Origin of the sequence: Micromonospora sp. C31, from assembly GCF_018070575.1 — a bacterium.
Taxonomy (GTDB): Bacteria; Actinomycetota; Actinomycetes; order Mycobacteriales; family Micromonosporaceae; genus Micromonospora.
In genome coordinates, this window is the sequence record NZ_JAGPXN010000002.1 from 296,264 (window position 1) to 317,050 (window position 20,787).

21 protein-coding genes, 1 tRNA gene and 1 pseudogene are annotated in these 20,787 nt (G+C 73.7%); 10 read left to right on the forward strand and 13 right to left on the reverse strand.

The window, feature by feature from the left end; genetic code table 11:
- Positions 1-139: 139 nt before the first annotated feature.
- From KBX06_RS28420 to KBX06_RS06255, 3 genes and pseudogenes are all read right to left on the reverse strand, one after another.
- Positions 140-505: pseudogene (locus tag KBX06_RS28420) on the reverse strand (nucleotidyl transferase AbiEii/AbiGii toxin family protein); the annotation flags it as partial.
- A gap of 2 nt (positions 506-507) precedes the next feature.
- On the reverse strand, positions 508-1,074 hold the full coding sequence (locus KBX06_RS06250; protein WP_210833212.1) for a hypothetical protein: 567 nt from the start codon (positions 1,072-1,074) through the stop codon (positions 508-510).
- 90 nt (positions 1,075-1,164) lie between these two features.
- Positions 1,165-1,722: a hypothetical protein gene (locus KBX06_RS06255; RefSeq protein ID WP_210833213.1), complete on the reverse strand. Its 558-nt coding sequence runs from the start codon at positions 1,720-1,722 to the stop codon at positions 1,165-1,167.
- A gap of 325 nt (positions 1,723-2,047) precedes the next feature.
- Here KBX06_RS06255 and KBX06_RS06260 point away from each other — a divergent pair.
- A tRNA-Arg gene (locus tag KBX06_RS06260) sits at positions 2,048-2,120 on the forward strand.
- Between the two features lie 488 nt (positions 2,121-2,608).
- Here the strand turns inward: KBX06_RS06260 and KBX06_RS06265 are convergent.
- The 3 genes from KBX06_RS06265 to KBX06_RS06275 form a co-directional block, all read right to left on the reverse strand.
- A complete protein-coding gene (locus KBX06_RS06265) occupies positions 2,609-3,031 on the reverse strand; it encodes a hypothetical protein (RefSeq protein ID WP_210833214.1) in 423 nt (140 codons plus the stop codon).
- 292 nt (positions 3,032-3,323) lie between these two features.
- Positions 3,324-3,923, reverse strand: coding sequence for a ClpP family protease (locus KBX06_RS06270; protein WP_210833217.1), 600 nt, complete (start codon positions 3,921-3,923; stop codon positions 3,324-3,326).
- A gap of 138 nt (positions 3,924-4,061) precedes the next feature.
- Positions 4,062-4,559: a helix-turn-helix domain-containing protein gene (locus KBX06_RS06275; protein ID WP_210833218.1), complete on the reverse strand. Its 498-nt coding sequence runs from the start codon at positions 4,557-4,559 to the stop codon at positions 4,062-4,064.
- A 195-nt stretch (positions 4,560-4,754) separates the two neighbouring features.
- On the opposite strand from KBX06_RS06275, the gene KBX06_RS06280 reads away from it, so the two are divergent.
- The gene (locus tag KBX06_RS06280) at positions 4,755-5,768 is read left to right on the forward strand and encodes a TrkA family potassium uptake protein (protein ID WP_210833220.1); all 1,014 of its coding nucleotides are present in this window, start codon (positions 4,755-4,757) and stop codon (positions 5,766-5,768) included.
- A 115-nt stretch (positions 5,769-5,883) separates the two neighbouring features.
- Here KBX06_RS06280 and KBX06_RS06285 read toward each other — a convergent pair whose 3' ends face one another.
- The 3 genes from KBX06_RS06285 to KBX06_RS06295 form a co-directional block, all read right to left on the reverse strand.
- Complete coding sequence (locus KBX06_RS06285; protein ID WP_210833221.1) at positions 5,884-6,918, reverse strand: 2-oxoacid:ferredoxin oxidoreductase subunit beta; 1,035 nt, start codon at positions 6,916-6,918, stop codon at positions 5,884-5,886.
- Entirely contained in the window at positions 6,911-8,758 is a 1,848-nt protein-coding gene (locus KBX06_RS06290; RefSeq protein WP_210833223.1) for a 2-oxoacid:acceptor oxidoreductase subunit alpha, read from the reverse strand. Before KBX06_RS06290 ends, KBX06_RS06285 begins: the two co-directional genes overlap by 8 nt.
- 314 nt (positions 8,759-9,072) lie before the next feature.
- Positions 9,073-10,488, reverse strand: a complete 1,416-nt coding sequence (locus tag KBX06_RS06295; protein WP_210833225.1) for a hypothetical protein — start codon at positions 10,486-10,488, stop codon at positions 9,073-9,075.
- Positions 10,489-10,619: 131 nt separating this feature from the next.
- Between KBX06_RS06295 and ndhC the strand changes: the two genes are divergently transcribed.
- Entirely contained in the window at positions 10,620-10,997 is a 378-nt protein-coding gene (ndhC, locus tag KBX06_RS06300; protein ID WP_210833231.1) for an NADH-quinone oxidoreductase subunit A, read from the forward strand.
- 49 nt (positions 10,998-11,046) lie between these two features.
- Here ndhC and folP read toward each other — a convergent pair whose 3' ends face one another.
- A complete protein-coding gene (gene folP / locus KBX06_RS06305; RefSeq protein ID WP_210833233.1) occupies positions 11,047-11,916 on the reverse strand; it encodes a dihydropteroate synthase in 870 nt (289 codons plus the stop codon).
- Positions 11,917-12,206: 290 nt separating this feature from the next.
- On the opposite strand from folP, the gene KBX06_RS06310 reads away from it, so the two are divergent.
- From KBX06_RS06310 to KBX06_RS06325, 4 genes are all read left to right on the forward strand, one after another.
- Positions 12,207-12,869 carry a DivIVA domain-containing protein gene (locus KBX06_RS06310; RefSeq protein WP_210833234.1) on the forward strand — a complete coding sequence of 221 codons (663 nt, stop codon included), beginning with the start codon at positions 12,207-12,209 and terminating at the stop codon, positions 12,867-12,869.
- The gene (locus KBX06_RS06315) at positions 12,866-13,363 is read left to right on the forward strand and encodes an SRPBCC family protein (RefSeq protein WP_210833236.1); all 498 of its coding nucleotides are present in this window, start codon (positions 12,866-12,868) and stop codon (positions 13,361-13,363) included. The genes KBX06_RS06310 and KBX06_RS06315 overlap by 4 nt, the downstream gene beginning before the upstream one ends.
- Before the next feature lie 203 nt (positions 13,364-13,566).
- On the forward strand, positions 13,567-14,148 hold the full coding sequence (locus KBX06_RS06320) for a DNA-3-methyladenine glycosylase I (protein WP_210833238.1): 582 nt from the start codon (positions 13,567-13,569) through the stop codon (positions 14,146-14,148).
- 13 nt (positions 14,149-14,161) lie between these two features.
- A complete protein-coding gene (locus tag KBX06_RS06325; protein WP_210833240.1) occupies positions 14,162-14,785 on the forward strand; it encodes a hypothetical protein in 624 nt (207 codons plus the stop codon).
- Between the two features lie 135 nt (positions 14,786-14,920).
- Here the strand turns inward: KBX06_RS06325 and KBX06_RS06330 are convergent, their stop codons facing one another.
- Together KBX06_RS06330 and KBX06_RS06335 are read right to left on the reverse strand one after the other, a co-directional pair.
- Positions 14,921-15,712, reverse strand: coding sequence for an enoyl-CoA hydratase-related protein (locus KBX06_RS06330; RefSeq protein WP_210833241.1), 792 nt, complete (start codon positions 15,710-15,712; stop codon positions 14,921-14,923).
- 2 nt (positions 15,713-15,714) lie between these two features.
- Positions 15,715-16,533 (reverse strand): PaaX family transcriptional regulator C-terminal domain-containing protein, encoded by an 819-nt coding sequence (locus KBX06_RS06335; RefSeq protein WP_210833243.1) that lies wholly within the window; start codon positions 16,531-16,533, stop codon positions 15,715-15,717.
- Between the two features lie 190 nt (positions 16,534-16,723).
- Between KBX06_RS06335 and KBX06_RS06340 the strand changes: the two genes are divergently transcribed.
- Positions 16,724-16,891 (forward strand): DUF3117 domain-containing protein, encoded by a 168-nt coding sequence (locus KBX06_RS06340; protein ID WP_007455245.1) that lies wholly within the window; start codon positions 16,724-16,726, stop codon positions 16,889-16,891.
- Between the two features lie 129 nt (positions 16,892-17,020).
- Positions 17,021-18,487: a M17 family metallopeptidase gene (locus KBX06_RS06345; RefSeq protein ID WP_210833245.1), complete on the forward strand. Its 1,467-nt coding sequence runs from the start codon at positions 17,021-17,023 to the stop codon at positions 18,485-18,487.
- A 46-nt stretch (positions 18,488-18,533) separates the two neighbouring features.
- On the opposite strand, the gene KBX06_RS06350 is transcribed toward KBX06_RS06345, so the two are convergent.
- A complete protein-coding gene (locus KBX06_RS06350) occupies positions 18,534-19,121 on the reverse strand; it encodes an O-methyltransferase (protein ID WP_210833328.1) in 588 nt (195 codons plus the stop codon).
- A 279-nt stretch (positions 19,122-19,400) separates the two neighbouring features.
- Here KBX06_RS06350 and KBX06_RS06355 point away from each other — a divergent pair, with 279 nt between their 5' ends.
- Positions 19,401-20,744: a S1C family serine protease gene (locus KBX06_RS06355; RefSeq protein WP_210833246.1), complete on the forward strand. Its 1,344-nt coding sequence runs from the start codon at positions 19,401-19,403 to the stop codon at positions 20,742-20,744.
- The last annotated feature ends 43 nt before the right edge of the window (positions 20,745-20,787 follow it).

Here is a 20,787-nt window from a genome sequence, read left to right on the forward strand (position 1 = left end):
GCAACGTTTCGCGATCGGCGGCCGGCGCGCGCCTGCTCTTCGTCGGGTCTATGGCATTCCACGCCGGGATGACCGCGTCCGACAGGGCCGCCGCCGGTCTGCTGAACCCGGCCGACAGCGACTGAGGCAGCGCCGATGTCGCGACCGCGTCATCCGGGTGGAGGACCGGCCCGATCGCCATGAGGATCGGTTCGTTGGCACGCCAGTCCACGCCGAGTTCGACCTTGGAAACCCGCACACCGTCGGTGACAGTCAGCCGGGCGAACGTGTCGTACTGCCGCTCGATCTCGACGGTCAGGCCGTCGTCCCGGTAGCCGTGCACGACGGCGGCGACGGCGGCGGTGAACTCGTCGCGGCGGTCCCAGGCGGTGAACAGGTCGACGTCCTCGCTGGGCCGCTACAGAAGCCCGGCGGCCTGGACCGCGTAGCCGCCGGCCAGCGCGAAGCCGTGTCTATCGGCTGCCGCGAGTCCGGTACGGGCGAGGCGTTCGTGGAAGGGGTCCACCGCTACGGCGCGTTGCTGCGGGTCGCGGCGAGTTCGGGGAAGGCGTCCTCCCAGCGCTGGCGGAGCTGGGGCGGCAGCCAGAGGGTGGGCCAGAGCCGCCGGAGAAGGTCGGCATCGAGCCAGGTGTCCAGATCCTCGACGGTACTGGCTTCGGTGAGCACCACCTTGTACATGCTGGCCAGGCGGGCGGGCCGGTCAAGGTCGTATTCGGCGTGCCCGGACCAGTCGAGGTGACGCGGAAGCGTCACGCTACCTTCGGTCGGACCGTGCAGCGCGGTGAGGGTTTCGGCCACTACGTAGGGCTTCCGCTCACCGTAGGGTCGGTAGTCCGCTGGCGGCTGGGGTGATGTCCTGCGCCGGCTGAGGTTGGTCGCCCGCCGGACCTCCGGTCGTAGTGCCTGACGGATCGTCTCCCGGCTGTACCCGGTGACCCGCTGCAGATCCACCGGCCGCCAACCGGCCGCGTGAAACGCCCGCAGCTGCTCGTCCCGCTCGGTCAACGCCTGCGCCCGCGTCGCCTCGTACCGGGAGACAACCGCATGCAGATCATCCTCGGAGAACCGACCCATGCCCGTCAGCCTACTACGCTAGGCCAAGCACGCTTGGCTTTCGGTCCTAGGAGATCGGGCCAGCGAGGAAGAGGGCGGGGGCGTGGGTCGTCACTCGCGGGTCAGCCCCGGTGGTAGCGCGTCCTCGTCGGATCGGACCTTGCGGGCATTGGCTACCGGGTCGCGTTCGAGGGTGTGGATCAGTGGTGTTGGGCCACCGACGCAGGTCCAGGTGTCGTCCCAGAGTGCGGAGACCAGCCATGACCTGTCGGCGGGGAAGAACAGGTCGGGTAGCGCTCCGCGGCCGTGGCGCATGTGACCGCCGGTGCGCCAGGTGAGGGCCTGCTTGGGGCCGGCCTCGACCAGCACGTACGGCCAGTTCCAGTAAAGGAACACCCTCGGGGCGTGGGGAAAGACGACGTCGTGGGCGCCGGTGTCGAGATACCCCAGCCACCACGGCTGGTCGGGCGTGTGCGTGACGAGGTCCTCGACCAGGGCCTGCTCGTAGGCGGCGGTCGCGTAGTCGGCCTGGTACGTGGTGGCGTAGGCGTCGAAGACCGGCGGGATCCCGGTGGTGATCGAGACCCCGGCAGTGGTGTGACCAGCGATCCAGCCCACGTCGGCGGCGGCGCCGACGCGCCAGTCCCGCCCGTCCTTCTTGACCTGCATACCGCTATTGAAGCCGCTGCAGCGACGGTTGGCGTGGGATCAGGCTGGTCGCAGAACGGCGGCCGGCGACCAGCCGTCATGGGCCACCATGCCGTACGCCTGCCCCGCGCTCGGCGAAGCATGCTGCGTGGGTTCCGCACATCGTTTCCGAGGTGCCGGCCGGTGACGGCGGCAGGCTCGAGGTCGCCGCGCCCGCAGGGCCGGGAGTGGGCATGGCTGTGTGTGTTCCTGGGCTGGGCGAACGGGGGTCCGGGTGACGTGGGTGAAGGTGGGCGACTCCCTGCCACCCCAGGTGAACGCCCGGGTCGCTAGACTAGGCCCTCGCGCCCTCGTAGCTCAGGGGATAGAGCATCGGTTTCCTAAACCGTGTGTCGCAGGTTCGAATCCTGCCGGGGGCACCTCGAAGATCAGCCCAGAAGCCGTCTGACCTGCGGGTGCGCTCTCGCGTCGATGGCCTGCCCTGTGCAGTGGTATGCCGCCCGAAGCCACCGCTCGTCGCTGCCCCTTCCCGGCTGCTGCACATCGACGTGTCCGCGCTGAGGATGGTCGACGCCACCCGCGCCCTCGCGGCGGGTCTGGACGTCTCGAACATGCAGGCCCTTGGTGGTGTCCGTTCTGGCGTGGCCCGGGGCGCTCATCGTCGCGCAGGTCGGCGGCCTGATGCTGGGAATGCTGTCCTGCTGCTGACGTCGTGGTCCGAGCCGCTCTCCATCATGTTTCGGGACGCTGGGCGAGGATGAGACCGCGACCTTCGCGGCACTCGCTCTCGCCGCATGCACCATCGTCGTCGTGCTCATCGGCCGACGAGTCGTCGCAGGGACCACACGCCGAAGCTGATCTCCGCCACGTGGTCCACGACCAGTGTCCAGGTGGGAGGTTGTCCGGCCTACCGGCGTGACCAGCTGCGCAGGCCGCGACGGACGAGGCTGTAGAGGGTGAGGGCCGCCAGGGCCACGCCGAGGAAGGTTCGCGGGGCACCGGGGTCGTCGGTGAGGCTGATGACCGCGCCGAGGGCCATCAGGAGTTCAGCCCACCACGGCAGGCCGCCGAGTTTCAGCGGTGAGCCGTCGCCGGCGGACTCGAAGGGGTCGCGGCCGATCGTCTTCCGGAGCCTCGCGCTCAGCTCGGATCGCTCGGGCCCGCTGTCGACGGAGACCAGCACTTCCGTGACCGCTTCCAGTTCCTCCGGGGTCAGGGTCGCCACGTGGCGCCGCCCGGGTGACTCCACCACCAGCTCCACCCGGCCCGTCGCGAGGTCGGGGGAGATGATCAAGTGGCCATGGCGTACGTCGTCCGCGCCGATGCCCACCCGGCGATGGTAGGTGGTCCTGTCCCGTCGGACGCCGGGCATGGCGGCCACTCCGTCCGGGGACGATCACCAGGCCGGCGCCGCTGACACGGTGGGACGTCCGGCCCGGCCCGTCCGCCGTCGCGTGTAACGAGATTCGTGCGTAAGACGCTGTGGCCCGCGATCCGCGCGGATTCCCAGCGGCGGGAATAGGCTCCGAATATCGACGGTCGGCACAGCGGCGGCCATCGCGGACCGGGGGGGTCGGACGCGGATCGAGGGGGCGCGTCCGGCACCGGTGCCGGTACCTCACTCAGCTCCCCGGGAGATGCTCGGCCTTCGTGACCACCCGGTCGATCAGGCCGTACTCGCGGGCCTCCTCGGCGGTGAACCACCGGTCGCGGTCCCAGTCCCGCTGGATCTCCTCCAGGCCGCGCCCGCTGTGCCGGGCGATCAGCTCCTGCATGGTCCGCTTCACGTGCAGCATGTTCTCCGCCTGGATGGTGATGTCCGCGGCGGTGCCGCCCATCCCGCCGGATGGCTGGTGCATCATGATCCGCGAGTGGGGCAGTGCGTAACGCTTGCCGGCGCTGCCCGCGCAGAGCAGGAACTGCCCCATCGAGCCGGCGAAGCCGAGCGCCACCGTGGCCACGTCGTTGCGGACGAACCGCATCGTGTCGTAGACGGCCATGCCGGCGCTCACCGAGCCGCCCGGCGAGTTGATGTAGAGCGTGATGTCCCGCTCCGGATCCTCGGCGGCGAGCAGCAGCATCTGGGCGCAGATCTGGTTCGCCGAGGCGTCGGTCACCTCCGTGCCGAGGAAGATGATCCGTTCCTTCAGCAGCCGATCGAACACCTGGTCGCCGAAGGACGGCTGCCCACCGTCGATCATCCGCACGTCGAGACCGATCATCGCGTCCGCCTTCCTGGCAGTGCCGGCGGGCGACCGGAGGACGCCCGGGGGACCGGCCCCTCCAGCCTGCGCGGCACGATGCGCGCGGAGCCAACGATTCTGCCGGCGGCAGATCAGCCGACGGCAGAACCGGCCGGCCTAGACGACGGTCAATGCCCGAATGCCCGCCCGCGTCCGTGCGCAGCCGAGTGCGGCGCGGGTACGCGGACCGGGGCGGACGCCCGCGGCGGCGGCGGACCGGCCGGCCCGCAGGGTCGGGCCGGGCGTACGGGGGCCGAGGTGCAGCAGCGGACCGCCGGCCCGGGGACCGGCCCGCAGCGCCGGGGCGGCGGCGTCGGGGCGGCCTGCCTCCGCCCGCTCCAGCCGGGCCAGGCCGGCCCGGGGCGCGGCCGGGATGCGCGGCTCGACCCGGCGCAGGTCGTCGCGCGCCTCCTCCAGCAGGTCGGACAGGCGGATGCCGAGCGCCCGGCAGATCGCCGCGAGCACCTCCGAGGAGGCCTCCTTGCGACCGCGTTCGACCTCCGACAGGTAGGGCACCGACACTCCGGCGGCCTCGGCCACCTCGCGCAGCGTGCGGCCCTGCCGCAGCCGCAACCGGCGCAGCACCCCGCCGATCACTCGTCGCAGCAACGACATGCGGGCCTCGCTCTCGGGCTCGTCGTCCGGGACACCCCCATCATGCCCCCTGCCGGCCGCGCCGGTCGGCCCGTCCGGCCGCGCGTCGTGCGAGGCGTCCTGCGCCCCCGGGTCGGTGGCCCGGCCGTGCGAGATCCCCGCCGGCCGCTATGTTGTGGTCGTGCAGGCGACCACAGGGCCGGGGCAGGTCCTCACGTGATCCACTTTCCCGCGCAGCGACGGGGGCCCCTGAGCGCGCTGAGCCTCCGGCTGGCCGCCGCCCTCGGCCTGGTCTTCGCCACCGTCGCCGTGGTCTACCTCGACCGGGACGGCTACCGCGACGTCAACGAGGACGGGTTGAGCCTCCTCGACTGCTTCTACTACACGGTGGTCAGCCTCTCGACCACCGGCTACGGCGACATCGCCCCGGTCAGCCAGAGCGCCCGGCTGATCAACGTCGTCTACATCACGCCGGCCCGGGTGATCTTCCTGATCATCCTGGTCGGCACCACGCTGGAAGTGCTGACCGAGCAGTACCGCACCGGGCGTCGCCTGTCGCGGTGGAGGAGAGCCGTGAAGGACCACGTCATCATCTGCGGCTACGGCACGAAGGGGCGCAGCGCGGTCTCCGCCCTGCTGGAGAACGGGCTCGACAAGTCCCGGATCGTGGTGGTGGAGCGCAGCGGTCCCGCACTGCGGCAGGCCACCTCGGCCGGCCTGGTGGCGATCGAGGGCTCGGCGACCCGCTCGTCGGTGCTCAACGAGGCGCACGTACGCAACGCCAAGGCGGTGATCATCGCGACCGACAGCGACGACGCCTCGGTCCTGGTGGCGTTGACCGTGCGGCAGCTCACCGCCGGGCAGGTGCGGATCATCGCCGCGGCCCGCGAGGCGGAGAACGCCCCGCTGCTCAAGCAGAGCGGTGCCCACCACGTGATCGTCTCCTCGGCCACCGCCGGCCGGCTGCTGGGCCTGTCCACCTCGGCCCCGCCGCTGATCGACGTGGTGGAGGACCTGCTCACCCCCGGCCAGGGCATGGCGCTGGCGATGCGCTCCGCCGAGCGCGCCGAGGTGGGCCGCTCCCCCCGCGAGCTGGAATCGCTGGTCATCGCCCTGGTCCGGCGGGGCAAGGTGGTCACCCTGGCCGACAAGGCCGGCGCCGTCATCGAGACCGGCGACATGCTGGTGCACGTACGCGACGACCGCCCCCAGACGAGCGCCACGCCCTGACCCGCGTGCGACAGGGCCCGTCACCGGTCGGTGACGGGCCCTGTCGCGTCGTCGGCGCCGTACGGGCACCCGGTGGCGTCCCGCCGTCAGGGCGGGCCGCGTCGACGGCGGTCGGTCAGCGGATGGTCCAGGTGTCCCCGCTGGCGAGGAGGCCGGCGAGCTGCTGCTCGGGGGTCTCGGTGACCTTCGCCTTCGCCTCCGCGAGCTGCCCCTGCACCACGCTGTCGTAGGACGGCCGGTCCACCGAGCGGAACACGCCGATCGGGGTGTTGCGCAGGTCCAGGCCGGGCAGCCGGGACAGCGCGAAGGCGTACGCCGGGTCGGCGACCGTCGCGTCGTGCACGACGATCTCGCCCGGGCTCACCGACGCGGTCTCCCGGACCTCCAGGCCGAACCCGCCGGGCGGGTGCACGACACAGAACTGCCCGTCCTTGCCGAAGGTGATCGGCTGCCCGTGCTCCAGCCGGATCAGGAAGTCGTCGCGGGTGGCCGGCTCCTTGAGCTGCTCGAACGCGCCGTCGTTGAAGATGTTGCAGTTCTGGTAGATCTCCACGAACGCCGAGCCCTGGTGCTCCGCCGCGGCCCGCAGCACCGACTGGAGGTGCTTGCGGTCGGAGTCGATGGTGCGGCCCACGAAGGTGGCCTCGGCCCCGAGCGCGAGCGACAGCGGGTTGAACGGCGCGTCGGCCGAGCCGGCCGGCGTCGACTTCGTGACCTTGCCGACCTCGGAGGTCGGCGAGTACTGCCCCTTCGTCAGGCCGTAGATCCGGTTGTTGAACAGCAGGATCTTCAGGTTGACGTTGCGGCGCAGCGCGTGGATCAGGTGGTTGCCGCCGATGGAGAGCGCGTCGCCGTCACCGGTGACCACCCAGACCGACAGGTCGGGCCGGCTGGCCGACAGGCCGGTGGCGATCGCCGGGGCGCGGCCGTGGATCGAGTGCATCCCGTAGGTGTTCATGTAGTACGGGAAGCGCGACGAGCAGCCGATGCCGGAGACGAAGACGATCCGCTCGCGCGGGATGTTCAGCTCCGGCATGAACTGCTGGATCGCGGCGAGGATCGCGTAGTCGCCGCAGCCGGGGCACCAGCGCACCTCCTGGTCGGACTTGAAGTCCTTGGCGGTGAGCTTGAGGGCGACGGGCTCAGACATTCTTCAGGACCTCTTCCAGCATCGTCTCCAGCTCGGCGGCCGTGAACGGCAGGCCACGGACCTGGTTGTAGCCGATCGCGTCGACCAGGTACCTCGCCCGGATCACGTGGGCGAGCTGACCGAGGTTCATCTCGGGGACGACCACGCGGTCGTAGGAGCGCAGCACCTCGCCGAGGTTGGCCGGCATGGGGGCGAGGTGCCGCAGGTGCGCCTGCGCGATGGCGTGGCCGCGCTGGCGCAGGCCCCGGCACGCCGCGCCGATCGGCCCGTACGTGGAGCCCCAGCCGAGCACCAGCACCCGGGCGTCGCCGTCCGGGTCCTCGACCTCGACGTCCGGCACCGGGATCGTCTCGATCCGGGCCGCCCGGGTGCGCACCATGAAGTCGTGGTTCGCCGGGTCGTACGAGATGTCGCCGGTCTTGTCGGCCTTCTCCAGCCCGCCGATGCGGTGCTCCAGCCCGGCGGTGCCCGGAACGGCCCACGGCCGGGCCAGGGTCTGCGGGTCGCGCAGGTAGGGCAGGAACGTGGTGCCGTCGTCGCCGTTGGGCTTCGTGGCGAACTCGACCCGCAGGTCGGGCAACGACTCGACGTCGGGCAACAGCCACGGCTCGGAGCCGTTGGCGACGTAGTTGTCGGACAGCAGGATGACCGGCGTGCGGTAGGTCAGCGCGATCCGCGCCGCCTCGAGGGCCGCGTGGAAGCAGTCCGCCGGCGACTTCGGCGCGATCACCGCGACCGGGGCCTCGCCGTGGCGGCCGTACAGCGCCATGTTGAGGTCGGCCTGCTCGGTCTTGGTGGGCATGCCCGTGGAGGGGCCGGCCCGCTGCACGTCGACGATGACCAGCGGTAGTTCCAGCGCCACCGCGAGGGAGATCGTCTCGCTCTTGAGGGCCACGCCCGGGCCGCTGGTGGTGGTGACGCCGAGCGAGCCGCCGTACGACGCGCCCAGTGCCGCGCCGACGGCGGCGATCTCGTCCTCGGCCTGCATGGTGAGCACGCCGAAGCGCTTGTGCTTGCTCAGCTCGTGCAGGATGTCCGACGCCGGGGTGATCGGGTAGGCGCCCAGGAAGACCGGCAGCCCGGAGCGGACGCCGGCGGCCACCAGGCCGAGCGACAGGGCCGCGTTGCCGGTGATGTTGCGGTAGGTGCCCGGCCGCATCTTCGCCGGCTTGACCTCGTAGCGGACCGCGAAGTCCTCGGTGGTCTCGCCGAAGTTCCAGCCGGCCCGGAACGCCGCGACGTTAGCCGCGACCAGCTCGGGGCGGGCGGCGAACTTGCGCTCCAGGAAGCGCAGCGTCGACTCGTAGGGCCGGTTGTACATCCAGGAGAGCAGGCCGAGGGCGAACATGTTCTTGGCCCGCTCGGCGTCCTTCTTCGACACCGCCTGCTCGGCGAGCGCGCCGACCGTCATCGAGGTCAGCGCCACCGGGTGCACCACGTAGCCGGCGAGGGAGTCGTCCTCGAGCGGGCTCGACTGGTAGCCGACCTTGGCCAGGTTGCGCTTGGTGAACTCGTCGGTGTTGACGATGATGTCCGCGCCCCGCGGCAGGTCGGCGAGGTTCGCCTTGAGCGCCGCCGGGTTCATCGCCACCAGCACGTTCGGCGAGTCGCCGGGGGTCAGGATGTCGTAGTCGGCGAAGTGCACCTGGAAGCTCGACACGCCCGGCAGGGTGCCGGCGGGGGCCCGGATCTCCGCCGGGAAGTTCGGCAACGTGGAGATGTCGTTGCCCAGCTGCGCGGTCTCCGAGGTGAACCGGTCGCCGGTGAGCTGCATGCCGTCGCCGGAGTCACCGGCGAAGCGGATGACCACCCGGTCCAGTTGACGGATCTGCTTGGTCACGCCTGCACCTCGCTTCGCTGGGCGCGGTCGCTCGGGCGGCTGAACATGATGGTGACCTCGCCTTGCCCGGCCACGTGACCTCCTTGACGCACCGCTGCACCAGACCCGCGGAGGCGGGCCCGGTCCGCTGTAGTTACCTCACCTGAGAGCCTACGTCGAATCGCCGCCCCAACCTTCTCGGAGGCCGCCCTGTGGGATGGGATCAAGCGAGATTCCACCCCGATTTGAGGCGTTTCCATCCGCCCGCCGTAATCCAGATCACCGCTGGCGGGGCGGGTGCGCGGCCGGCCCCGACGTCGCCGGGGCCGGCCGGGTCACTCCGTCGCTGCCGTCGACGCACCCGCCGGGGCGGCCATCCGCCGCCGCAGCGAGGTGGTGGCCAGGGCGAGGGCGAGCACCACCAGCAGCGCGGAGATCGCGATCAGCAGGATCGCCGTGCGCCGCACCGAGCCGCCCGCGTCGTCGCCGACGGCCGGGACCCCGGCGGCCAGCACGCCCTGCGACCCGGTCGGCGCGGGCGGCGAGGCCACCGGGGTCGCCAGCGCGGCGGCGGCGGTGATCCGGAAGCTCATCTGCACCTGCCGGGCCCGACCGCTGCGCGGGTCGAGCTGCCCGAGCACCGCGCCGGCCAGCGGGGCCTGCCGTTGGGCCTCGGGGGTCGCGGAGACCGGTAGCCGCAGTTGCACGCTGCGGCCGGCGGCGAGGGTGCCCAGGTGGCAGCGCGTACGGGTGGGGTCGACCGTGGTGCAGCCCGCCGGGGGCGTCGGCACGGTCACCCCGGCCGGCAGGACGACGTCGACCCGACCCTCGGCGTCCACCCGGCCGGTGTTGGCCAGGCGTACGTCGAGCCCGCTCGACCCGCCGCTGATGTCGAAGGAGACCGCGTCGGCGTCCAGCCTGATCCCCGGCACCGGCGGGCCGGGCGGGAAGAGCACCGCGAAGCCCTCGTCGTCGCCCACCGTGCCGGGCATGCCGGGCGCGGTCGCGGTGACCCGAACGGAGCCGTTGAGCGGCATCCGCTTCCAGGCGTCGCCGTCGACCCGTACGCGGAGCAAGGTGCTGAAGCGGGCGCCGGGCGCGCTCGACCACTCACCGCAGTGGTGCTCCCCGCCGCCCACCGGGGCGCAGCCCTCGGTGCCGGTGTCGGTCAGCCCCGCCGGGAGCGTGTAGGCGAGCCGGATCCGGGCGGGCGTGGCGCCCGTGTTCGTGACGGTGACCCGCAGCGTGGTCACCGTGTTCGGCGCGTTCCAGTACGCGGCGGTCAGGGTCACGTCGTCGGTCGTGACGCTGACCCCGGCCAGGGGCGCCGGCGGGGTGGCGGCCGGCGCGGAGGGCCGGACCGGCGGCACCGACGGCGCCGGGGGCGGCCCGCCGGTGGTGGGCGCGGCGGTGGTCGGCGCGGGCTGCTGCGGGGCGGCCGTCGTCGGGGCCGGCGCGGTGGTCGCGGCCGGCGGCGTGGTCTCCGGCGGCGGCGCCGTGGTCGAGGGCGCCTCGGTGGGCACGGGCCCCGGGTCGGTCGGATCCGCCGTCGGGGGGTCCTCGCCCGGCTCCTCGCCCGGCTCCTCGACCGGCTCGGTCGCGGGCGAGGCGACCCAGGCGGCGGCCGGCGCGGCGGCCGCCCAGCCCGGCACCGCCGTGACGGTCAGCCCCACCGCGAGGCCGATCGCCAGCAGGGGTACGGCGCGTCGGTCACGCGCTCGCCGGCCGGGCCGTACGTCGACGCGCGCCATCTGTCCTCCGGTCACGATGAGTGAGATCCCAATATTCGACAACTGTTGCCAGGAGGCACTAGTCCCAGCGGGAAACGAATCCGTAACGGGTTCGACCCGGGCGGCGACGAGGAGCGGTAGGCTCGGCGACCGTGACCGGTTACCTGGGCTCGTACGCGACGCTCGGGCTGCTCCTGCTCGCCAGCGTCCTCTTCTTCGTTACGGCGTTCTCGGCCAACCGGGTGTTACGTCCTGCCCGGCCGGCCGATCCCGTCGGCAAACGCGCCAGCTACGAGTGCGGCCTCGACCCTGTCGGCGCCGACTGGGCGCAGATGCAGATCCGCTACTACGTGTATGCGTACCTCTACGTGCTGTTCGCCGTGGAGTCGGTCTTCCTCTTCCCCTGGGCGGTCGTCTTCGACCGGCCGGGATTCGGCATGGTCACGGTCGTGGAGATGGCGGTCTTCGTCGCGGTGCTGGCGCTCGGCATCCTCTACGCCTGGCGCAAGGACATCCTGCGCTGGTCCTGACCGTCCCCGGTCGGTCGACGGTCGGTCTGCCGCCCCCGTGCGGCGACGGTCAGGCGAGGCCCCGCCGGGTCAGCGTCGGCGGGCGGTCGCCCCGGATCGAGGCGACCATGTCGAGCACCCGACGGGTGGGGCGGACCTGGTGCGCGCGGAACACCCGGGCGCCCAGCCAGGCCGAGACCGCGGTGGCCGCCAGCGTCCCCTCCAGCCGCTCCGCCACGGGCAGGTCCAGCGTCTCGCCGATGAAGTCCTTGTTCGACAGGGCCACCAGCAGCGGCCAGCCAGTGCCGGAGAGCTCGCCGAGCCGGCGGGTGATCTCCAGCGAGTGGCGGGTGTTCTTGCCGAAGTCGTGTGCCGGGTCGATCAGGATCCCGTCGGCGCGTACGCCCAGCGCGACCGCGCGTTCGGCGAGCCCGGTCACCGTCGTGAGCACGTCGGCGACCACGTCGGCGAAGGCCGCCCGGTGCGGGCGGGTGCGGGGCGCCAGCCCGCCGGCGTGCGAGCAGACCAGCCCGGCGCCGGTGCGCGCCGCCACCTGGGCCAGTGCCGGGTCGGCTCCGGACCAGGTGTCGTTCAGCAGGTCGGCGCCCGCCGCCACCGCCTCCACCGCCACCTCGGCCCGCCAGGTGTCGATCGAGATCACCACGTCGGGGAAGGCGGCCCGGACGGCGGCGATGGTCTGCACCGTGCGGCGGATCTCCTCGGCCACGTCGACCTCGTCGCCCGGGCCGGCCTTGACCCCGCCGATGTCGATGATCTCGGCGCCCTCCTCGACCGCCCGCTCCACGGCGCGCAGCGCGCTGTCCTGTGCGAAGGTGGCGCCCCGGTCGAAGAACGAGTCCGGCGTGCGGTTGACGATCGCCATCACCACCAGCTCGTCCGGGCCGAACGTGCGCCCACCGAGCCGAAGCGCCCCGGCCATGCCGCCTCCTGAAGGTTCCCCGCCGACCCGAACCCGTCGTCGGCCGGTCACGACGCTAGCCGGTCCGCCCGGGCCGGGCCCCGCCGGTCTGGCGGCCCCGACGCGCGTAGGTGTCGACGGTCCGGCGGCAGCGGTCCTCCTCGACTCCCCTGGGCAGGACGAGCGGCTTCGCCGCCCCGGGCGGCGCGGTGCGCCCGCAGCGGGCTCCGGGGGCGGCTCCTGTGCCGCGGATCCGGGACGCTGCGGGTGGTGGGGTCGCTCCGGGCGGTTCGACGTGCCACGATCTGTGTATGGGTCAGGTTCTGCTCCTGCTGGTCGTGGCGTTGACCGTTGCGGCGGTCGTGTTCGGGGTGACGGTGCTGGTCTCCGGCCGGGATCCCGGCCTGGCACCTGCCGAGCCGGACGGACGGGCCGTGCCGTTGCCGGCGGGCCGACCGCTGGGCGAGTCCGACGTGGGCGAGGTCCGGTTCGACACCGCGCTGCGCGGCTACCGGATGGCCCAGGTCGACCACGCGATGCGCCGGGCGGCCTACGACATCGGCTACAAGTCCGAGCTGATCGGCGTGCTGGAGGCGGAGGTCACCGCGCTGCGCGAGGGCCGGACGGCGGACGCCGACGCCCTGCGCAAGGCGCGGGAGCAGGCAGCCGCCGAGCCGTCGGCGGCGGCCCGGGGGACGGTGCCGGTCGGGGCCGACCGGCCGGAGGCGCCGGGGGACACCGACGTCGTCGTCGAGCCGATCCCCGCGTTCGCGGGCCCGGCCGCCGGTTCGACGGCGGGAGCCGCGACGCGGGGCGACGATGCCGCCACCGGCCGGGCCGGAGCCGGCGACGACGGCGGCACGGGGCGGGCCGCTGCCGACGGCGTCGCGGAGCGGAGCGGGGCGGGCGGCACGACGCAGCCGGCGGGCGACGCGACCGGTGACGGTCCGGTTGTCGGGTCGGAGCCGAGGTGACCGCGCCGGAACCCGGCGACGACCTGCGCGACGTGGCACAGCCCGGCGCGGGCGAGGTCACTGCCACGGTGATCGTCGACGCGCCGGCGGAGCGGGTCTTCGCGGCGCTGACCGCCTGGGAACGGCAGTCGGACTGGATCCCCTTCACCACCGTCCGGGTGGTCGAGGGCGACGGCGGCGAGGGCAGCCTGGTCGAGGCGGTCACGGCGTTCGGCCCCGCCGTGCTGCGTGACGAGATGCGCGTGGTGCGGGTGGACGCGCCCTACGAGGTGGGCGTGGTGCACTGCGGGAAGCTGCTGCGCGGTCCCGGCGTGCTCCGCTGCACGCCGCTGGAGCGGGACCGCACCCAGGTCGTCTGGCACGAGTGGTTCCACCTGCCGGGCGGCCCGGCGGGCCGGGTGGCCTGGCCGGTGCTCTGGCCCGGGTCGAAGTTCAGCCTGACCCAGGCGCTGAAGAAGTTCGGTCGGCTGGTGGAGCAGGGCCGGCTGCCCTGACCGGTGGGCATGGCGGGGCCGGTTCGCGTGCCCTCGTCCGAGCGACACCTCGCTTGATCGACCTGACGTCGCCGAAGTCGGGGGGTCGGCGTGACCGGGACGCCCCGACGTCGCCGAACCCGGGCGGTGCGGGCCCGTCGGCCGAGGCTCGGCACGGGACCGTGGGGCGCGGGCCCGTCGGTGCCGTGCCCTAGCGTGGACGCGTGACTGACCTGGTGATCGGCGCCGACGGGCTGCCGCGATGCGGCTGGGGGCACAGCACCCCCGACTACGCCGCCTACCACGACACCGAGTGGGGTCGCCCGGTGCGCGGCGACGACGCGCTCTACGAGCGGCTCACGCTGGAGGCGTTCCAGTCGGGGCTGTCCTGGCTGACCATCCTCCGCAAGCGTCCCGCGTTCCGGCTGGCCTTCGACGGGTTCCGGATCGGGGCCGTGGCCGGCTACACCGACGCCGACGTCGCCCGGCTGCTCGCCGACGCCGGCATCGTCCGCAACCGGGCCAAGATCGAGGCGGCGATCGTCAACGCCCGGGCGGCGCTGGAGCTTCCGGAGGGGCTCTCCGCGCTGCTCTGGTCCTTCGCCCCGCCGCCCCGGCCGGCCCGGCCCGCGTCGTTCGGGGAGGTGCCGGCGCTGACCGCCGGGTCCACGGCGATGGCCAAGGCGCTCAAGAAGCGGGGCTTCCGCTTCGTCGGCCCGACCACGGCCTACGCACTCATGCAGGCCACGGGGATGGTCGACGACCACCTTGTGGGCTGCCACGTCGTGGCGGCACGGGTGGCGTGATGGGATGGAGGTCATGACGACCGACACCGCGCACCGGGTGGACGGGGCCCGCCCCGCCGACGGCACGGGCGCCTGGGCGGTGCTGCTGCCCACCGGGCGCTACGAGGCCGAGCGGCTCGTGCACCACGACACGCTCGCGTTGACCGGCCTGGCCGACGACCCCGGGCCCCGCCCCGGCGACCGGGTGGCCGTGCTGGTCGACGCGCCGCTCCGGCTGGTGGCGCTGGGCCGGGTCGCCGCGGCCGGTGGTGAGCAGCGGGAGGATCCGGACGATCCGCAGTCCGAGTGGGTCGACGCGTCGCTGGTGGTGGCGTACACCCGGCGGGCCTTCGACGAGCCGGTGCCGGCCGAGGCGCTGGCGCTCGACGGGCCGGTGACCGCGCTCGACCCGGCGGCCCTCCGGGAGTTGGCCGACCGGCTCGGCCCGCCACCACGGCGGCGCTCCTGGCTGGTCAGCCTCGACCTGCCGATCGAGGCCGCGTCGCCCGCCGAGGCGGTCCGGCTGTTCTGGGCCTACGTGCAGGAGCTGGGCCCCCGCGAGCTGCCCGCCTTCGTCTCGCCCTCCGGCGACGAGCTGGCCATGCAGGCGTTCGTGCTCGGCGCGGAGGCCAACCAGGATCCGGAGGAGGACGACTGACCCGGTCCGGCGACGGCCGCGCGTCGACGCGCGGATGGCCGTTGCCGGTGGTCCGCGCCGCGCCGGCCCACGCCCCGCCGACGGCACGGCCGGCCGCCTGCGGGTGCCCGTGGGGGCCGGCCGGGCGGGAAGGCGTCAGCGGCCCTCGTAGACCGGCTTCTGCTTGTTGACGAAGGCCAGGGTGCCGGCTCGGTGGTCGGCGGTGGCCCCGCAGATCGCCTGCGCCTGCGCCTCGGCGGCCAGGGCGTCGGCCAGCGTGCCCGCGTCGGCGATGGAGAGCTGCCGCTTGATCGCCCCGTACGCGACGGTCGGGCCGGCGGCCAGCCGGGCGGCCAGCTCCTGCGCGGTCGGCAGCACCTGCTCGTCGTCCTCCACCAGGCGGTTGAGCAGCCCGAGCTGGCAGGCGTCCGCCGCGCGCACCGGCTCGGCCAGCATCAGCAGCTCGATGGCCTTCGCGTGCCCGACGAGCCGGGGCAGCGTCCAGGAGGCTCCGGTGTCGGCGGCGAGCCCGACCTTGGCGAACGCCATCAGGAAGCTGGTCGACGGCCCGCCGATGCGGATGTCGGCCAGGAACGCCAGCGAGGCGCCCGCGCCGGCGGCCATCCCCCGCACGGCGGCGACCACCGGCTTGGGCAGGTTGGCCAGCCGGGCGGCGATCGGGTTGTAGTGCGCGCGGACGGTGTCCAGCGGGTTGCCGTCGGTGGACTCCAGGGTCTGCACGTGCTCGCGCAGGTCCTGGCCGGCGCTGAACGACCGACCCGCGCCCGCGAGCACCACCGCGCGGCAGGACCGGTCGGTCTCCAGCTCGGCCAGCGTCTCCCGCAGCGCCTCCTTGAGCGCCACGTCCAGCGCGTTCATCGCCGTGGGGCGGTTCAGCGTCAGGGTGACGACGGCGTCGGTGCGGTCGACGAGCAGCGGCTCGGTCACTTCTAACGACCCTTCTGTCGGGCGATGCGGTTGCCGGCGTCGAGGCACTGCTCGACGTACCGGTCGGCGGCCGGCCGCAGCCGGGCCGCGTGCCGGTCGAAGAAACTGGCGGCGGCGGTGCCGGGCCAGCGTTCGGGGAGCAGCGCCGGGGGCAGCTGCGGGTCCCGGAACAGGAAGGTACGCCACGCGTGCACGAGCCGGAACCGGGCGGCGTACGCCTCCTCGTCGAGGCTGCGCACGGTGACCCCGGCCAGCAGCGGGCGCTGCTCGGCGACGAACTGCTCGTACGCCTGGCCGATCTCCGCCAGGTCCCAGGCCCGGCGCACGACGCCCATGGCGCCGGGGGTGCCGGCGGTGTGCGCGGCGGTGAACCGCTCGTAGCGCACGTCCGCCTCGTCGAGCAGCACGTCCACGTCCTCACCGGGCCGGGTCGCCACCCAGGTGCACTCGTCCAGGGCGCCGTAGCCGAGGAAGGTCAGGTTGGCGGCGAGCCGCTGCCGGTCGCGGCGGGACAGGGGGGCCTCCAGCACCAGCAGGTCGAACCGTCCGTCCCAGGTGATCCGGCCGGTCCGGTAGATCCGCGCCGCCGCCTCGTCCAGCCGGCGGGCGGCTTTCGGTGTGATCGAATACCCCGGCCCGGTGGTCAGCCGGCACGGGTCGAGCCATCCCTGGCGGACCATCCGGGAGACCGCCGTGCGCACGGCGGGCGGGGCGATCCCGAGCGGCGCCAGCAGCCTGACCAGGGCGGCGACGGGTGCCCGGCCGCCCCTCGCCCGGAGGTGGTCGCCGTACAGGTCGAAGAGTGCCGACCGTGCCTGCATGACCGCACATTGTGACAGGCCTTCTCAGGATAAGCTAGATGCTGTTACATCAATGCTGCTTCGGTTTGGGTCCGGCGGTGTTCATCAGGGAAAATCGTTGGTCGACACCCCCGCGTAGGTTGCGGGTGGTCAAGACGAAGTGGCTGTGGGGCAACCCACCGACCCTGGTGTAGGTCTGAGGGGAGACAACATGGCGGCGATGAAGCCGCGGACGGGCGACGGTCCGCTGGAAGTCACCAAGGAGGGCCGGGGCATCGTCATGCGCGTCCCGCTGGAGGGCGGTGGCCGGCTCGTCGTCGAGATGACTCCCGACGAGGCCAATGCGCTCGGTGACGCACTGAAGGCAGCCGCCGGCTGACCGAGGAACGGTCCGTGCGCCCGCGCGGGCCTTTCGTCAACCCCTGAGCCACCGGCCCCGCCGGTGGCTCAGGGTCTTCATTCCCCGCGGAGCCGCGCTCCGCGAGCTTCCCTGGAGGTACGGCTCCGCGTGCTCGCCATCCGTCTGCTCGCCGAGCCGGACCGGCTCGACACCCTCGTTCTGCCCGTCCGGCCCGGCCCGGCCGACGACGATCCGGCCCGACCGGCCCCGACCGCGGCGACGCTGCCCGACGGCGTGACCGAGGAGGCCGCCGCCCTGGTGCCGGCGGCCCGGATGCACGGGCGCCCCGGCGAGGTCCGGGCACAGCTGCGCCCCGGACGGGATCCAGGCCGGCTGCTGCTGCTCGGCGTCGGCGAGGGCGACGAGGCGGGCTGGCGGGCGGCCGGCGCGGCCCTGGCCCGCGCCGCGAAGGATGAGACACGCGTCACGTTGGCGATGCCGGTCGAGGCCACGTCGGCAGCCGTACGCGGACTGGTCGAGGGGCTGCTGTTGGCCTCGTACCGGTTCCGGATGACCGACGCCGGCACCGCCCCCGCCCTGGCGGAGGTCGACGTCGTGGTGGCCGACCCGGACGCGCACGCCGCGACCGTGGAGGTGGCCCGGACGACGGCCCGGATGACCCGCTTCGCCCGCGACCTCACCAACACCCCCTCGTCGGTCAAGAGCCCGCAGTGGTTCGCCGAGCAGGTCGCCGCCCTCGCCGCCGACGTGCCCGACCTGCACCTGCGCGTACGCGGCCCGGACGAGCTGGCGGCCGAGGGCTTCGGCGGGATCCTCGCCGTCGGGGGCGGCTCCGCCAGCGGCCCGCGCCTGGTAGAGCTGGACTGGCGGCCGGCCGACGCGCGTACCCACGTGGTGCTGGTCGGCAAGGGGATCACGTTCGACACCGGCGGCATCTCGATCAAGCCGGTGGCGTCGATGAAGCTGATGCGCAAGGACATGGCCGGGGCGGCGGCGGTGGTCGCGGCGACCCTCGGCGCGGCGGCCCTGCGCCTGCCGGTCCGGGTCACCACGCTCGCGCCGCTGGCCGAGAACATGCTCAGCGGTTCGGCGTTCCGCCCCGGCGACGTCATCCGCCACTACGGCGGCACCACCAGCGAGACCACCAACTCCGACGCCGAGGGGCGGCTCGTCCTGGCCGACGCCCTCGCGTACGCCGTCGCCGAGCTCCGGCCCGACCTGCTGGTCGATCTCGCCACGCTCACCGGGGCGAACGCGGTCGCGCTGGGCAAGCGCACCGGCGCGCTCTACAGCGACAACGACGGGCTCGCCGCGGACGTGCTGGCCGCGATCTCCGCCGCCGGCGAGTCCGCCTGGCGGATGCCGCTGCCCGCCGACTACGCCGAGCACCTCGGCAGCGAGCTGGCCGACCTGCACAGCTCGCCGGACCGGGGCGCCGGTTCCGTGCTGGCCGCGCTCTACCTGCGGGAGTTCACCGGCGAGCTGCACGACCGGTGGCTGCACGTGGACATGTCCGCCCCCTCGTGGGCCGACGGCGACGACGCCGAGCTGACCCGGGGCGCGACCGGCTGGGGCGTACGCTCGCTGCTGCGCTGGCTGGGCTCGCTGGGTTGACCGCCAGGCGGCGCCCGCCCCCGGCGGTCGCCCGGTCAGCGGCGGGTCAGCACTTGACGGCGGCGAGCAGCCCGTGGCCGACCGGCAGCAGCGCCGGGATCCAGTGCTCGGACTCCCGGATCGCCTTGATCGCCTCGCGGACGGTCACCGTCTCGACGTCGCGGGCGGCCGGGTCGCCGATCCGGCCGCCGGCCAGCGTGCCGTTGAGCGCGACCACGCCGCCCGGCCGCAGCAGCCGCAGCGCGGCGTCGACGCAGGCGGCGAACCCGGTCGCCTCGGCGTCCACGAAGACCAGGTCGTACGCGCCGTCGGCGAGCCGGGGGAGCACGTCCAGCGCCCGGCCGGTGATGATCCGGGTGCGCCCGGCGGCGAAGCCCGCCTCGGTGAAGATCCGCCGGGCGATCCGCTGGTGCTCGACCTCGACGTCGATGGTGGTGAGCACGCCGTCGGCGCGCATTCCGCGCAGCAGCCAGACCCCGCTGACTCCCGTGCCGGTGCCGATCTCCACCACCGCCCGGGCGCTGCCGGCGGCGGCGAGCAGCCGCAGCGCCGCGCCGGCACCGGCGGTGACCGCCTCGAGGCCGACCTCGTGGGCCAGGCTGCGGGCGGTGCGCAGGACGAGATCCTCGGTCACGTACGACTCGGCGAAGTGCAGGGTCTGGGCCGTCGAAGTGCCGGAACCGGCGACCGTGGCGATGGGACACCTCCGGGCGGCATGCGTGGTGCGGGGGCGGGTGGGCACTGTGAGCCTAGAGGCGACGTCGAACGGGCGCAGCCGCGCGTCCGCCACCCGACGATCACCGTCGGCAACCGGTGACTCCATCCGGCGCATCCGTGTAATCCTGGAAGTGGTGTTCCGGCGAGCGCGACCGGGCGACCCTGTCGCCGGGTCCGTGGCGCACGGGAGCCGGGGATGGACTGGGAGGGCACCGACGTGACCGACGGCTGGGACTGGCGCCAGCCCGGGGGAACTCCGGCACCGGCACGACCGCCGCTGCCCGGACGCCCCCCGGTGGGCTCGCCGTCGGCGCCTCACGGCGCCGGGGGCGGCACGACCTCGCCCTGGTGGTCGGACGCGATGGCCGACCCGTGGCGCGACCCCTCCGCGCCTGCGGCCGTGGTGCTGCCGGCCGCGCCGGGCCCCGGCACGGAGCCGGAGCCGGTGAGCGACCCGGATGCCCCGGGCCGGCCGACGCTGCGGCAGCTGCTGCTCATCCCGTTGATCACCGCGCTGCTCGCGGGCAGCCTGGGCGGGGCGCTCGGGTACGCCTTCGCGGTGCGCGGGGGCGCCGTGGCCGGCACGGTCCTCGGCGCGGACCCGCAGGCGCCCGGCCTGGCCCAGCGCAGGCCCGAGTCGTTGGCCGGGGTCGCCGAGCGGGTGCTGCCCAGCGTGGTGACCGTCCGGGTGGCGGGCCTGGGCGGCACGAGCGAGGGCTCGGGCTTCATCGCCAGCGCCGACGGGCACGTGATCACCAACGACCACGTGGTGGCGGGGGCGACCGGCAAGGCGTCGGTGATCTTCAACGACGGCAGCTCGGCCCCCGCGACCGTCGTCGGGAAGGACCCGGAATCCGACATCGCGGTGATCAAGGTCTCCCGGACGGGCCTGCGGCCGGTCGAGTTCGGCGACTCCGACGCGCTGGCCGTGGGCGACCCGGTGCTGGCCATGGGCTCGCCGCTCTCGCTGGCCAACACGGTCACGGCCGGCATCGTCAGCGCCCTGGACCGCACGATGCGGGCCGGCGAGCCCGGCGGTCCCACGCGCTACTACGCGGCGATCCAGACCGACGCGGCGGTCAACCACGGCAACTCGGGCGGCCCGCTGGTCGACGGCGCGGGCCGGGTGATCGGGGTCAACTCCACCATCAAGTCGCTGGTCTCCGACGGGCAGGAGGCGGGCAACATCGGCCTCGCCTTCGCCATCCCGATCAACCAGGCCAAGCGGATCACCCAGGACATCATCGGCACCGGCAAGGCCCGGCGCACGGTGATCGGCGCCCAGGTCGGCGGGGCCGGCGCGGGCACCGGCGGAACCGGCGTACGCCTGGCTGCCGTGGAACCGTCGGGCCCGGCGGCCGGTGCCGGGCTGAAGGCCGGGGACGTGATCCTGAAGCTCAACGGCCGGCCGATGACCGAACCGACCGACCTCATCGCCCTGGTCCGGAAGTTCGCGCCCGGCGCGGTGGTGACCGTGGAGTACCGCCGGGGCGCCAACCGGCAGAACGCCTCCGTGACACTGGCCGCAGACGCCAAGTAGGGACCGGTCACCTCTCCCCGGGGGTGCCCGACGTGCGTAGTCT